The sequence below is a fragment of the Methylocystis bryophila genome, assembly GCF_027925445.1.
Taxonomy (GTDB): Bacteria; Pseudomonadota; Alphaproteobacteria; order Rhizobiales; family Beijerinckiaceae; genus Methylocystis; species Methylocystis bryophila.
The window spans coordinates 4,152,966-4,166,060 of record NZ_AP027149.1; the positions used below are offsets into that span (position 1 = coordinate 4,152,966).

Genomic DNA, 13,095 nt, shown 5'->3' on the forward strand with positions numbered 1-13,095 from the left:
GATTCCTGAGGCCGGTCGGCGGTCAGCGCGGCGTTCTTCGTTCAGCATCGCCATATTCCACGCGCGTCGGCTCAGGCCGGTCCTTTAGACCGGGATGGCGCGCGCGGTTTCCTCCTCGCCGTCAGTCCGAGACGTCGAATGTTTCGCATTTCACGGCGCTCACAGCAGCCCGCGCTCTTTCGAGGTCGGAGCCGCGTTTGGCGAAGGCGCGAATGAGCACAAAGCCGCGCGGCGCGGGAGCCGTCACGCGCGTTTCGGACGGCGCCGGGCCGTCTTCGGGATCCGCCTCTTCGAGATCCTCCATCTGCGGAGCCTGTCCGAGCACGATTTCAATCTTGCCTTTATTCGCGCCCCGATCGCTCACCGCGTGAAACACCGGGCCGGCGGCGGTGTGAAAGGAAAGCCCGAGGAAGTTTTCGGCGTCCGTGGAGGCGGTGACGCGGAGCAATCCTCCGGTGAGGTCATAAACGCACGCGCCCTCCGCCAACGCCGGATCTTCGAAGGGCAACAACTGCTTGTCTGGAGCCGGAGCGTCCAACAAAACAACGCCCTCGGATGACGGCGCCTTGGATTTCGAGGCCGCGAGGAGGCGATGATAGGCGTCGTTCGGGGCGACCGCAGGCATGAGCAGGATGGAGACGATATGAACGATCCCTCCGAGCAGGAGAGCGGCGATCAGCCAGGGCAGGAAATTGAGAATTCTGTCCTTAAGGTTCATGAGCAGGCCTGTCGGACAATGCTTGGAAAAGCCGAAGGATCGGGTTTCGCCGAGGCGTCGATCGACATATCGTAAAGTCGCAAGGCGATCACGAAGGACCGCGCCTTGCCTGGCGAGAGCCAGTTGCCCGGACGGGCGTTCCGCGCCACTTCAATATCGAAGCCGCCGCCTTCGCGCCTCAGAACCTCCCCTGAAGAATAGGCGTATCTCTGCGCGTCATTGGCGAGAGGCGCGCCGTCCAAACCGAAAAGGCCAATCGTCCAAAAGCGAGCCGGCGGCACGGGGGAGCTGATGCGATAACTGCAGCGTCCGTCGAGCGGCTCACCGCTCGAGTCGACTCGGGCGACAAAGGCTAGGCCCAGCCCACGCGCCAGCGGCGCCTCTCCCCGCCCGGCCAGCGCAGCCCGCGCGTAGGGATCAATGTCAGGAACGCCCGTCTGTGGCCAGGCCGTCCAGGGGCCGGCGACAAGAGATCCGAAGCCATAACCGGCGTTGATCGCCGCCCATGTCGCCAGGAGCCCGAGAACGAGGCCGCACAAGCAGGCGCAAAGGACATTGAGGTAAAGCCCGTAGGGGCCGGGCGACGCAGGGCCGAGCTTTTTCTGCGAAGCGGCCGCGCGCCATGGTTTTTGGAGCAAGCCTAAAGCCCCTTGCCACGGGCCACGTTCGGCGAAGCTCATTCTATGGCGCCGCCGCCCGGACGCACATTTTCCGCCGCAGCTCGCGCGGCGGGCAGTGCGGGCTCCATGATGCTTGCGCCTTTACCGAGCGGAAGATTTTTGGCTTTCGCGGCGATCGCCGAAAGCGCCTCTGCCGCTCCCTTGGAAAGCGACGCCGGGCGCTGCAGATTTCCGACATCGGCAGTCTTGCCTGCGCCCGCGTCCTTGGACGCCGTCTGAACGGCGGAGGATGTCATGCCGACGATCGGCTTGAGCTGCACGCCCTCATGCGCATAGGCCATGACGTCATGCCAGGTGTGTGCGGGCAGCGAGCCGCCGGTCATATTGTTCATCAATTCGCCGTCGTCGTTGCCATACCAGATGCAACCGCCCATGGTGCCCGAATAGCCGCAGAACCACGCGTCCTTAAACCCGTTGGTCGTGCCGGTCTTGCCGATCACGTCAATCCCCGGTCCCAGGTCGGCGGCTCTTCCCGTGCCTTCTAGGACCACCTTGTGCATCATCGACCCGAGCTCGATGACCTTGTCGAGCGGGACGGCCTGCACCTGTTTCGGGGCGTCCCGATCGTGCTTATAGAGCACATCCCCCCGCCGGTTGGAAATCTCGACCGCCGTGTAGGGCGTCGTGCGCTTCCCGCCGTTCACGAATGCGGCATAGGCGGCGGAATGCTCCAGCACGGTCAGCTCGCAGGCGCCGATCGGCAAAGAGGGCGTGTCGGTCAGCGGCGCGGTGATCCCCAAAGCGCGCGCCGTCTCGACGATCTTCGCGCGGCCCATCTTGGGGTTGCCGTTGCCGATCGCGATGGAAAGCTTCACGGCGACGGTGTTCAGCGATCGCGCCAAGGCATTTGCGAGCGGCAGGGATCCGGCGTAGGAGCCGCCGAAGTTATGCGGGCACCAGTTGCCGATGCAAACTGGCGAGTCCACAACGATCGTCGTCGGCTTGAACTTACCGCTCATCAACGCGGTCAGGTACACATAGGGTTTGAAGGACGAGCCGGGCTGCCTCAGGGCTTCCGTCGCACGATTGAACTGGCTTGCGCCATAATCGCGACCGCCTACGATCGCGCGTAGCGCGCCATCGGGCTCCATCACGACCATAGCCCCCTGCTTGACGTGATAGGATCGTCCATTGAGGCGCAAATTGTCCTCAATGACGGAATCCGCCTTCTTCTGCACGTTGGAGTCCAAGGCGAGACGCGCGTTTAGAATGCGCTCCTCGCCGAGCTTGCCGGCTTCGGCAAGCTTTTGCACCTCACCATAGGCATAGTCCAAATACCAGTCGGGACTTGAGTCCTGCTTTCTGGCGACGGGAGTCGCCGGATTGCGCCGGGCTTGCGCCACCTCGCTTTCGGTCATGAAGCCGAATTCGACGAGATTGTTCAACACGTCGTTGGCCCTGGCGCGCGCAGCCGGCAGATTGACGTGAGGGGCGTATTTGGTTGGCGCCTTGAACAGGCCGGCCAGCATCGCCGCTTCCGCCACGGTCACGTCTTTGACGGATTTTCCAAAGTAGAATTCAGTCGCCGCCTGCACGCCGAAAGTGCCGCCTCCCATATAGACGCGATCGAGGTAAAGCTGAAGAATATCTCGCTTCGTCAGGTGGTGCTCGAGCCAGAGGGCAAGAAAAGCCTCGTTGATTTTGCGTGTGACAGTTCGCTCGTTTGAGAGAAAGAGGTTCTTGGCGAGCTGCTGCGTGATGGAGGAGCCGCCTTGCACAACGCCGGAAGACTTTGCATTGACGGTCAAGGCGCGCGCCGTTCCGATCACGTCAATGCCGAAATGCTCATAGAACCTACGATCTTCTGTCGCGAGCACGGCCTTGACGAGATGGGGGGGATATTGCTCCAAGGGCACGGCGTCGTCATGCTTGATGCCGCGACTGCCCACCTCGGTCCCATAGCGATCGAAGAAAGTGACGGCGAGGTCGGCGCGCTTTAGCCAGTCATGCTCACTCGTCAAGCGGAAGGCGGAAAGAGCGAGCGTCAGCGCGACGAGACCCGCGGCGAAGCCCAGAGTCAGCGCCTCGCACAGCAATTCCACGACGACCCGCGCGAGGCCGGACACTTGGAACCGCGACATAAAGTTGGAGAACTTCTCGTAGCTCTCCCGCGAGCGGCGGCCACTGTCGAACATGCCCCAGTCGATCGACGCGTCGATTGCGAGCAGCATTCGCTGGAAACGCTTGACGACGGGGAGGTTTTTTAGTTTTTGCCACAAGATGGGAATGTCCCGCTGCTACGGATTTTCCACGCGACTCGATATTAGCGCTTCGGCCGCCAGTTGACGATGGTCCGGCCCACGACCGAGGAAGATAAGGTGTCAACTGGCGCACGCCAAGGGAGAATGCCGAGCCGGAGCTCATGAGCGCTGATTCGCGGCCTTTTTGGGAGAAGCCCCTCTCCTCGCTGACCCGATCGGAGTGGGAAAGGCTCTGCGATGGTTGCGGGCGCTGCTGCCTCATCAAGCTGGAGGATGAGGACTCGGGAGAAATCCATCACACCAGCGTCGCCTGCCGTTTATTGGATCACCGCAGTTGCCGTTGCTCGCATTATGAAGGGCGCAAGAGCCTGGTTCCCGATTGCATGCGCTTGACGCTGGCAAAGCTAGCCAAGATCCGATGGCTGCCGCCAAGCTGTTCGTACCGGCTGCGTTTTGAGGACAAGCCCCTGCCCCCCTGGCATCATCTGCTGACGGGCGATCCGGACAGCGTCCACAAGGTTGGAATCTCCGTCAGGGGGCGTGTGGAGGCGAGCGAGCAGGAGGTCGAGATCGACGATCTCCCCCGATTTATCCGGCGATGGCCCAAATCTTGGCCGAAGCGGGGACGCTAGGGCGCGACGCAAGTCTCGCGAATGCGGCTCTAAAACTTTGGAATCGATCAGTTTGTCTGCGTCTGAGCGGTTCCGCTCAAAGGCAGCGTGATCTAAGGTCTGGGCGCAGAAAGGTCGCGCGCCGTTCATCCCAAGTTCAGTAGGCGGATTCTAGCGTTTCGCGTGGAGGAGGTTCGTGGTGACGTTCCGCTGCGGGACAACGATAAGGATCGTGACGGCGGGCGCCGCGCTTGTCGCCACGAGCGTCGTCCGCGCGGAGGAAACCTCGCCCAATACCGAATGCTACACTGTGGCGCAGACGCGCGAGAAAATCGCGCAGCACGGATTGGCGGATCCGGTTCCGCTGCTCCGCAAGGCGGGCGCCGAAAACCAGGGGGAGCCGCTGGCGGCGCGGTTATGCCGCAATGGCGAAGTATTCATTTACGACATCACCGTCATGCGCCGCGACGGGCGCATCGAGCGTGTTCCGATAAACGCCGCGGACGGCAAACCTCAGCCGAGGCGCGAAAAGCGCCCCTAATTCACGCTGCATCGCCTGAACGCGGAAAGGAGAAGGAATTGCGCCTGCTCGTCGTGGAGGATGACAAAAATCTCAATCGCCAACTCGTCGAGGCGCTTCAGCAAGCCGGTTACGCGGTGGATCGCGCCTTCGACGGCGAAGAGGGGCATTTTCTTGGAGACACAGAGCCTTATGATGCGATTGTGCTCGACGTGGGCCTGCCCAAGAAGGATGGCGTCAGCGTGCTGCAGGAATGGCGCAAGGCCGGTCGTCTCACCCCTGTGCTGATTCTCACCGCTCGCGACCGCTGGAGCGATAAGGTGCAGGGTTTCGACGCCGGCGCCGACGACTATGTCGCCAAGCCGTTCCATATGGAGGAGGTCTTGGCGCGGCTGCGCGCGCTTTTGCGGCGCGCCTCCGGTCGCGCGACGGACGAGATCGTCTGCGGTCCCGTCACCCTGGACGCTAAAGCGGGCCGCGTCGTCGTGGACGGCGCCCCCGTGAGGCTCACCTCTCATGAATACAGGCTTTTAGCCTATCTTCTGCACCACGCCGGCCGGGTCATTTCGCGCAGTGAGATTATCGAGCATCTCTACGATCAGGATTTCGACCGGGACTCCAATACGATTGAAGTTTTTGTCGGGCGCCTGCGCAAGAAACTGGGCGTCGACCTCATTCAAACCGTCCGTGGCCTTGGCTATCTCGCGGCGCCTCCGGGCGACCAAAAGAAAAACTGACCGACGATGCGCATCCGGTCACCGGCCGCTGGCTCAGTTGCGCGTCGCCTATTCCTGAGCGCTGCCGCGCTAAGCTTTCCGCTTCTCCTCATCGCCTCGTTCTTACTGACGGAGCTCTATCGCCGCAGCGAAGTGGAAAATTTCGAGCAGAAGCTCGAGGGTTACGTGAAGAAAATGGGGAAGGACGTCGAGGATTGCGCGCAAGACGGTCGTGAGATTTCGATCGAGCTCCCCGAGCCCCGGTTCGAGCTCCCCTTTAAGGGCTGGTACTGGCAGGTGACGAGAACCGACGTGACGCCCCATGAGATCGTCACCTCTCATTCTCTTTTCACTGCGCAACTGCCGAGGCTTTCGACCTCCGGAAGCGAGCTCGCAGGAATACACGGGGGAGAAACCGCAGGATTTTCCGGCGATCGGCTTTACCTGGTCGAATCAAGAACGAATGTTCGGGACGCAGGCGTCTATCTCCTCCAAGTCGCCGCGAGCCTCGACGAGATCGAGCCTCGCATTCGGCGGTTTCGGCTCATTCTCATCGGCGCCTTCACCCTTTTGGGCGTCGCTCTCGCCGCCGTGGCGGCGATTCAGGTGCGCATTGGATTGAAACCTTTGCGGGCTTTGCGAGGAGAGCTCGGCCAGATTCGGCGTGGGGCCCGCGACCGCATCGAAGGGGCCTATCCGAGCGAAGTTGCTCCGATCGTCGAAGAGCTCAATCTTTTGATGGGCGCAAACCGGGAGATCGTCGAACGGGCGAGAACGCAGGTCGGCAATCTCGCTCACGCATTGAAGACGCCGCTCAGTGTGATCGTCAACGAAGCCGACGCCGCGCCCTCGCCCTTGGCCGAAAAGGTCAATGAGCAGGCGCAAGTCATGCGTCATCAATTATCGTATTACCTGGACCGGGCCCGGGCGGCGGCCGGGGCCGGCGCGTTGGGCTCCTCGACCCGCCTGGCGCCTGCCCTCTCGGCGCTCCTCCGCACCTTCACGAAGCTATATGAATCTCGGGGAATCCAATTTGTCGCCCAGGCTCCCGATTCGCTCTGCTTTTCCGGTGAGCCTCAGGACCTCGATGAGATGGTCGGCAATCTCCTCGATAATGCCGGAAAATGGGCTCGCGAGGCTATAAGCGTCGAAGCGGCCCTGGTGGCGAATGCGAAGGGAGACGGCCGAAGCGAGATCCGGCTTTGTATCGATGACGACGGCCCCGGGCTCGCGCCAGCGTTACGCGAGGAAGCCACTCAGAGGGGGCGCCGCCTCGACGAGACCAAGCCGGGCTCGGGACTGGGTCTCTCGATCGTGTCCGATCTCGCCGCGGCCTATGGGGGCTCGCTAAGGTTGACCGACAGTCCCCGGGGAGGCCTGAGAGCGGAGCTGCGACTGCCCGGATATGACGCGGCCTGACTCGGCTCCCGCTCGAACGAAATCGTTCGAGCGATGAGAAATCGCGTCAAGGCCTGCCGCGTCCGTGCGGTCGCCCTCTGATCAGTAAAAAGCGATGCAGATGGGCTCGCCGTAGTAGTCGCGACCCCAACGCGCGCAGCGAGGCGGTGGGGGAGGCGGCGGCGGCGGAGGCGGCGTTGTCGCGGCCCCCAAGACCGCGCCCGTCGCGGCGCCGAGCGCGGCGCCCGCGAGCGTCCCCCCGGCCCGACCGTTGGAGGCCAGAGCGCCAATCGTCGCGCCAGTCACACCGCCGATCGCGGCGCCGCCAACGGCTCGATCTTGGGGCGTATAGCATCCCCCCAAAGCCAGAGCCAAGGCGAGCACCATAAGTTTTTTCATGGAGTTATTCCTTTCATCCGCTTGGGCGGACGGCGCTCTTCTCGACGCCGGTGGAAACCTTGGCATTACGAAACCGGATAATCGTGGAGAAAACATGGCCTGGGGTTGGCGGGCGCGACCCACCGGTTCATTGTAGGCGCGAGCAGCTTGGCTCGCTCTGGATCAGACTCCATGCGCATTTCTACGTGACGATCGAGGCTCTGGCCGTTTCACAGCCAATAGCGAGGAAAGGCTCAGCGAGCTGGGAATTTACCGCTTCGATCAAATCGCCGCCTGGAGTCTGATAAGCTGCGCCGGATGGGCGCGGCGCTCGCCGCCGCCCCAGGCTGCATCGGGCGTGGCAAATGGATAGAGCAGGCGCGGCGGCTGGCCGCACATCACCATCAGAGCGTGGAGACCCATGAAAAGCAAGAACGGCGTTGGCTTTGCGAGGAGCGGTTTTCTGTGCCTTCTTGCTCTTGTGGCGACTCCGCCTCGCGCTCAGGACATGCTGCGCGGGGTGGACCTTGCGCAGCCCGCCTATTCCCAGGCGGAGCTCACGCGCGAAACCCTCGAGGCGGCGCTTCGAGCGCGGACGGCCGACGCACCGCTCGATCTTTCGGAAAAGAGCCTCAACGGCCTCGACCTCTCTGGTCTCGATCTCTCCAACGTGAACCTTCGCGCCGCGCGGCTCGTGAGAACCCGTCTCGTCGGCGCGAGGCTCGACCATGCGATTCTCGATCAGGCTTGGCTATTGGAGGCGGATCTCTCCCGGGCTTCGCTCGTCAACGCGAGGCTTTTTTCGGCGCAAATGCAACATGTGCGCGCTGACGATGCGGACTTCTCGCTTGCCCGCGTCACGGGCGACCTCACGGGCGCCAGCCTGCGCCGGGCGAAATTCGTCGAGGCGGATCTCTCATCGGACATGAAAAATCAGTCGATGGGGCTGATGCGCGCCGTGCTGGGCGCCGCGAACGCCGAGGAAGCCGATTTCACAGCCGCCAATCTCAGCCACGCCGATCTGCGTTTCCTTCATGCAGGGCGGGCCAATTTTTCCGGAGCGTCGCTCGAAGACGCGGATGCGTCGGGAGCAGACTTCACCGGCGTGAAATGGGACGGCGTGCGGGCGATGGATCTGGATCTCGACCAGGCGCGCATCGACGAGGCCGCCAAGCCCGCCTTGAAGGACGCCAGGAACGTCGATCGCGCGCAAACCCGATGAGTTCGGGTCGGCTCCGCGTCGGCGTCGACCTCGGCGGAACGAAGACAGAGGCGATCGCGATCGACCCCTCTGGCGCAATGCTCCTGCGCCGGCGGGTTCCCACGCCCGCCTCCGACTATGCGGCGATCCTTACAACCATCGTCGCTCTCGTCCACGCGATTGAAGCCGAGCTGGGCGGAGTGGCGCGGGTCGGCGTCGGCGTGCCGGGCTGGATCTCTCCCAGGAGCGGGTTCATAAGAAATTCCAATACGTTGGTTCTGAATCAACGTCCCTTCGCCAAAGACCTGGAGCAGGCCCTGGCGCGGGAGACGCGAATTGAAAATGACGCCAATTGTTTCGCTCTCTCGGAAGCGACAGACGGCGCGGCACAGGGGCGCGACGTCGTCTTCGGCGTCATCCTCGGCACGGGCGTCGGCGGCGGTCTGACGTTGCGCGGCGCGCTTCTACGAGGCGCCAATGCGATTGCCGGCGAATGGGGCCATAATCCCCTGCCCCGCATGTCGCCCGATGAATTTCCCGGCCCCCGTTGCTATTGCGGACGCATGGGCTGCATCGAGACTTTCCTTTGCGGCGGCGCGCTCGCCCTGCGCTATGGCGAAAAGAGCGGCGAAAGCGTCGGGGCTGAAGAGGTGGCGCGGCGCGCCGACCATGGCGAAGCCTTGGCGCTCGACGCGCTCGACTCCTATCGTGACCGTTTGGCGCGCGCGCTCGCCTCTGTCGTCAATATCGTCGATCCCGACATGATCGTGCTCGGGGGCGGCGTTTCCAACATTGACCGGCTCTACGAGGGCTTGGAAAAGCTCGTCGGAGATTACGCCTTCACCGATGCGCTGGCCACGCCGATCGTCCGAAATCGCCATGGCGACAGCAGTGGCGTGCGGGGCGCGGCATGGCTATGGGAGGCTGGCTGAGACGAGCCGCCTTACAGGGGCGGCGCGATTTGTGCGAAGAACTGGTTTCCGCTTTCTCTCATCGCGCTCTAAGGTTGTGCGCGAGGCGGTGGCGCGACTAAAACTTCCCCCTGTCGTCGCCGAGCCGTTCCTCGGCCGGCCAGCGCCCGGAATTCCAGGCCAAGGCCCAAACGAAAGTCCACAACTCTTCGGAACTCCAGATGCCCAAAGTCGTCATCTACACCACGGCTACCTGCCCCTATTGCATCGCGGCCAAGCGGCTTCTTAGTCAAAAGGGCGTGACCTTCGAGGAAATCAGCGTCGATGGCGATCCTCAGGGTCGCGCGAAGATGAGCGTGCGGGCCGGCGGACGCCGCACCGTTCCGCAGATTTTCATCGACGAACATCACATCGGCGGCTGCGATGACCTCTATGCGCTGGAGGAAGGGGGTCGTCTCGACCCGTTGCTCGCCGCCCCCCCAAAAGCCCCCTCCACCTGATCCCCCCATTCGCTTCAGCCCGCCTTTAAGCTCGACCGAAGCCCGAGGGCCAGGCGCGAGCTTGGCAAAATATCGGCGCATCCGCGCATGGAGCGGATTCACGACGGGTCGGATGCGGGTTATACAATCCTAGGCGTCTGATTCGGGCCGAAGCGAAAGCGCTGTCTGGAAGGCTCGACCGAACAGGCGAGGGGCAGGAAGGCGCGGCGCTTTGTCAACGTCTGTCTAGCGTCAGTGAGGCTTTCTTAACCATTGCAGAGTTAGGGTTAATTAAATCGGGCAAAGTGGCGTTCGACGGGAGTTTGGCGACACGCGCCGGCAACCTCAGCAATGGATCGTCGCAAGCTATAGCTAGGGCTCAGTGGGGAACTGACATGCGCGTTTTACTGATCGAAGACGATAGCGCGACGGCTCAGAGCATCGAGCTCATGCTGAAATCCGAGAATTTCAACGTCTATACGACAGATCTCGGCGAGGAAGGCATCGATCTCGGCAAGCTCTATGATTACGACATCATTCTGCTCGACCTGAACCTTCCCGACATGTCGGGCTATGAGGTGCTGCGCACGCTCCGCGTCGCCAAGGTCAAGACGCCAATCCTCATCCTCTCGGGCATGGCCGGCATCGAGGACAAGGTCAAGGGATTGGGGTTCGGCGCCGACGACTATCTGACCAAGCCTTTCCACAAGGACGAGCTCGTCGCACGCATCCACGCGATTGTGCGCCGCTCGAAGGGGCACGCCCAGTCGGTCATCGCCACGGGAGATCTCGTCGTCAATCTCGACCAGAAGACCGTCGAAGTGGGCGGCGCCCGAGTGCATCTGACCGGCAAGGAATATCAGATGCTGGAGCTGCTCTCGCTGCGCAAGGGCACGACGCTGACCAAGGAGATGTTCCTCAATCACCTCTATGGCGGCATGGACGAGCCGGAACTGAAGATCATCGACGTCTTCATTTGCAAGCTCCGAAAGAAGCTTGCCAACGCCAGCGAAGGCCGCAACTATATCGAAACGGTCTGGGGCCGTGGATATGTCCTGCGCGAGCCCTCCGAGGCCGACGAACGCATCACCGCTTAAGGTTTCTTCTGAAAACTCCGCCAAAGAGCGCCTTCATGTTCACGCGGCGAACATGAAGGCGCTTTTTCTTTTGGAGCGCGCAAAGGTTCACTGAGCCTCGGCTTTCTTCTCGATCTTGCGCCACCCTCCTCTGCTACGCCAATGCGCGAAAATTTGCGCCAGCGCCGCGGAGGCAAGCCGGGACAGCACGCCGTCGGCCCGGCTTGTCAGCATGATCGGGACCCGCGCCCCGAGCACAAGCCCCGCGATGCCGGCGTCCGCCAAATAGACCAGTTGCTTCGCCAGCATGTTGCCGGCTTCGAGATCCGGCGCGATCAGAATGTCGGCGTCGCCAGCCACGGACGAATAGATCCCCTTGGCGCGCGCGGCTTCCCTGGAGACCGCGTTGTCGAAAGCGAGCGGACCGTCGAGAATCCCGCCCGTTATCTGGCCGCGATCCGCCATTTTACAGAGGGCCGCAGCGTCCACTGTCGAGGGGATCTTCGGCGTGACCGTTTCGACCGCCGAGAGGATCGCGACCTTAGGCGGATCGATCATCAGCGCCCGCGCGAGGTCGATCGCGTTCTGCACGATGTCGCGCTTCGTCTCCAGGTCCGGATAGATGTTGATTGCCGCATCGCTGATGAAGAGCGGTTTCGGATAGTTCGGCGCGTCGATCGCGAAGACATGGCTCATGCGCCGTTCGGTGCGCAGGCCCATCGCAGTGTCGAGGACGGCCGCCATCAGCTCATCCGTGTGCAGCGCGCCCTTCATCAGCGCTTCGACTCGGCCTTCACGCGCCAGCGCCGCAGCGCGCTCTGCGGCGGCGTGACTGTGCGGCGCAGAGACCAGCTCGACGCCATCGAGCCGGCATCCGGCCGCTTCGGCCGCGGCCCGGATCTTTTGCTCCGGCCCGACGAGGATCGGAACAATCAGCCCCTCTTGCCCGGCTTCGAGCGCGCCGAGAAGCGACGCCTCGTCGCAAGGATGGACGACGGCGGTTCTAATCGGCGGCAGCTTCTTGGCGGCAGTGATCAATTCGCGGTAACGCGCGCCCTCTTCATGGGTCGACGGGCTGGACGCAACGGGCTGTTTCCGCGACTTCCGCGTCGGCGCAATCACGCGTGCGCGCCCCTTGGCGAGCGTTTGTCCCGCTTGACCAAAGCAAAAGCAATCGAGAACGATCTCTCTCGGTTCGGCGATCTTCTCGCACAGCGTGACGCGCGCTGTGACCGGCTCCGAGAACGCCGAGGAACCCTCGAAATCGAGGCGATACCCCTTCAGGCGCGCGCCCGGACCCGGGAGTTGCGCGTCAATGACCTCCAAGACGAGCGCCGTCAGCCAGGCGCTTTGAGCGACGAGATGAGCGGCGTCACCTTCGCTGTCAGCTTCGCTCGCAACGGAGAGAACAGTCGGGGCGCCTGAGGGATCTCCGAGACTCCGCGTAATTTCGGCAGAATCACCAAGCTTGAGCGCGTCGAACGCATCTTCGCTGAACCGCATTTGGCGCCTCCCGAACAATGATCTCCTCTCTTTAGGGAAAGCCGGAGCCGTTGTCCTGCTCTTCTGGGCCTTTGGTCCTCTTGGCCAGTCCTAACCGAACGCAAGGAGCAACATGCGGCGCCCACTGCGAAAGACCGAATAAATTGTTGCGTCGAAGGGAACGCTTGCGACCGTACAACGTTAAAAACTGTTGGTCCGAATGCGCCCAAAGGGGACCTAACCGACGACGCGAGGGAGATGGGGAGTATGAGCATTGCGCGTATCCTCGCCCTGAAAGGGGCGGAAGTTTTTACGACGACTCCGGAGCAGAAGCTGAAGGAAGTTGCGGCGGAGCTCGCGCGACGCGGGATCGGCGCCCTCGTCGTGATCGATCGCTGGGGTGAAGTCGCCGGCGTTGTTTCCGAAACCGACATACTGGCGGCGATCGGCGCGCGTGGCGCCGACGCTCTGGAAGACAGCGTCGCAAACCACATGGGACGCAATTTCCGGTTCTTGACGGAAAAGGACACGGTCGACGACGCCATGGAGACGATGACGATCGAGCGGCGTCGGCACCTGCCGGTTCTGCGCGATGGCCACATTGTCGGCCTCGTCTCGATCGGCGACGTTGTGAAGTATCGGATCGATACGATCGAGGCGGAGCGTTTGGCGCTCCATCAGTATATCGCCACCGCGTGAATAGCGGTGGATGGCGAGCGGCGGG

Annotated in this window: 15 protein-coding genes; 9 read left to right on the forward strand and 6 right to left on the reverse strand. The window is 62.6% G+C overall.

What is annotated here, in order from left to right; all coding sequences use genetic code 11:
- Positions 1-121: 121 nt before the first annotated feature.
- The 3 genes from QMG80_RS19180 to QMG80_RS19190 are packed head-to-tail and all read right to left on the reverse strand — an operon-like array spanning position 122 to position 3,569.
- The gene (locus tag QMG80_RS19180; protein ID WP_245300073.1) at positions 122-718 is read right to left on the reverse strand and encodes a DUF1254 domain-containing protein; all 597 of its coding nucleotides are present in this window, start codon (positions 716-718) and stop codon (positions 122-124) included.
- Entirely contained in the window at positions 715-1,356 is a 642-nt protein-coding gene (locus QMG80_RS19185; RefSeq protein WP_245300074.1) for a DUF1214 domain-containing protein, read from the reverse strand. Before QMG80_RS19185 ends, QMG80_RS19180 begins: the two co-directional genes overlap by 4 nt.
- 38 nt (positions 1,357-1,394) lie before the next feature.
- Positions 1,395-3,569, reverse strand: a complete 2,175-nt coding sequence (locus QMG80_RS19190; RefSeq protein WP_085773529.1) for a transglycosylase domain-containing protein — start codon at positions 3,567-3,569, stop codon at positions 1,395-1,397.
- A 191-nt stretch (positions 3,570-3,760) separates the two neighbouring features.
- Between QMG80_RS19190 and QMG80_RS19195 the strand changes: the two genes are divergently transcribed.
- The 4 genes from QMG80_RS19195 (at position 3,761) to QMG80_RS19210 (ending at position 6,865) form a co-directional block, all read left to right on the forward strand.
- The gene (locus tag QMG80_RS19195) at positions 3,761-4,231 is read left to right on the forward strand and encodes a YcgN family cysteine cluster protein (RefSeq protein WP_085770622.1); all 471 of its coding nucleotides are present in this window, start codon (positions 3,761-3,763) and stop codon (positions 4,229-4,231) included.
- Positions 4,232-4,409: 178 nt separating this feature from the next.
- Complete coding sequence (locus QMG80_RS19200) at positions 4,410-4,751, forward strand: PepSY domain-containing protein (protein ID WP_158658606.1); 342 nt, start codon at positions 4,410-4,412, stop codon at positions 4,749-4,751.
- 38 nt (positions 4,752-4,789) lie between these two features.
- Positions 4,790-5,467 carry a response regulator transcription factor gene (locus tag QMG80_RS19205; RefSeq protein WP_085770624.1) on the forward strand — a complete coding sequence of 226 codons (678 nt, stop codon included), beginning with the start codon at positions 4,790-4,792 and terminating at the stop codon, positions 5,465-5,467.
- Positions 5,468-5,473: 6 nt separating this feature from the next.
- The gene (locus QMG80_RS19210; protein ID WP_085770625.1) at positions 5,474-6,865 is read left to right on the forward strand and encodes a sensor histidine kinase; all 1,392 of its coding nucleotides are present in this window, start codon (positions 5,474-5,476) and stop codon (positions 6,863-6,865) included.
- Positions 6,866-6,946: 81 nt separating this feature from the next.
- Here the strand turns inward: QMG80_RS19210 and QMG80_RS19215 are convergent, their stop codons facing one another.
- Together QMG80_RS19215 and QMG80_RS19220 are read right to left on the reverse strand one after the other, a co-directional pair.
- Complete coding sequence (locus tag QMG80_RS19215) at positions 6,947-7,243, reverse strand: YMGG-like glycine zipper-containing protein (RefSeq protein ID WP_085770626.1); 297 nt, start codon at positions 7,241-7,243, stop codon at positions 6,947-6,949.
- Between the two features lie 261 nt (positions 7,244-7,504).
- Positions 7,505-7,645 (reverse strand): hypothetical protein, encoded by a 141-nt coding sequence (locus QMG80_RS19220; protein WP_158658607.1) that lies wholly within the window; start codon positions 7,643-7,645, stop codon positions 7,505-7,507.
- On the opposite strand from QMG80_RS19220, the gene QMG80_RS19225 reads away from it, so the two are divergent.
- From QMG80_RS19225 to ctrA, 4 genes are all read left to right on the forward strand, one after another.
- Positions 7,644-8,444 (forward strand): pentapeptide repeat-containing protein, encoded by an 801-nt coding sequence (locus QMG80_RS19225; protein ID WP_085770627.1) that lies wholly within the window; start codon positions 7,644-7,646, stop codon positions 8,442-8,444. The two genes, QMG80_RS19220 and QMG80_RS19225, sit on opposite strands and share 2 nt — an antisense overlap.
- Entirely contained in the window at positions 8,441-9,355 is a 915-nt protein-coding gene (locus QMG80_RS19230; protein WP_085770628.1) for an ROK family protein, read from the forward strand. The genes QMG80_RS19225 and QMG80_RS19230 overlap by 4 nt, the downstream gene beginning before the upstream one ends.
- A gap of 200 nt (positions 9,356-9,555) precedes the next feature.
- A complete protein-coding gene (gene grxC / locus QMG80_RS19235) occupies positions 9,556-9,834 on the forward strand; it encodes a glutaredoxin 3 (protein ID WP_085770629.1) in 279 nt (92 codons plus the stop codon).
- A 374-nt stretch (positions 9,835-10,208) separates the two neighbouring features.
- Positions 10,209-10,910 carry a response regulator transcription factor CtrA gene (ctrA, locus tag QMG80_RS19240; protein WP_085770630.1) on the forward strand — a complete coding sequence of 234 codons (702 nt, stop codon included), beginning with the start codon at positions 10,209-10,211 and terminating at the stop codon, positions 10,908-10,910.
- 87 nt (positions 10,911-10,997) lie between these two features.
- Here the strand turns inward: ctrA and QMG80_RS19245 are convergent, their stop codons facing one another.
- Complete coding sequence (locus QMG80_RS19245) at positions 10,998-12,392, reverse strand: bifunctional enoyl-CoA hydratase/phosphate acetyltransferase (RefSeq protein ID WP_085770631.1); 1,395 nt, start codon at positions 12,390-12,392, stop codon at positions 10,998-11,000.
- Positions 12,393-12,638: 246 nt separating this feature from the next.
- Between QMG80_RS19245 and QMG80_RS19250 the strand changes: the two genes are divergently transcribed.
- The gene (locus tag QMG80_RS19250; protein ID WP_085770632.1) at positions 12,639-13,070 is read left to right on the forward strand and encodes a CBS domain-containing protein; all 432 of its coding nucleotides are present in this window, start codon (positions 12,639-12,641) and stop codon (positions 13,068-13,070) included.
- The last annotated feature ends 25 nt before the right edge of the window (positions 13,071-13,095 follow it).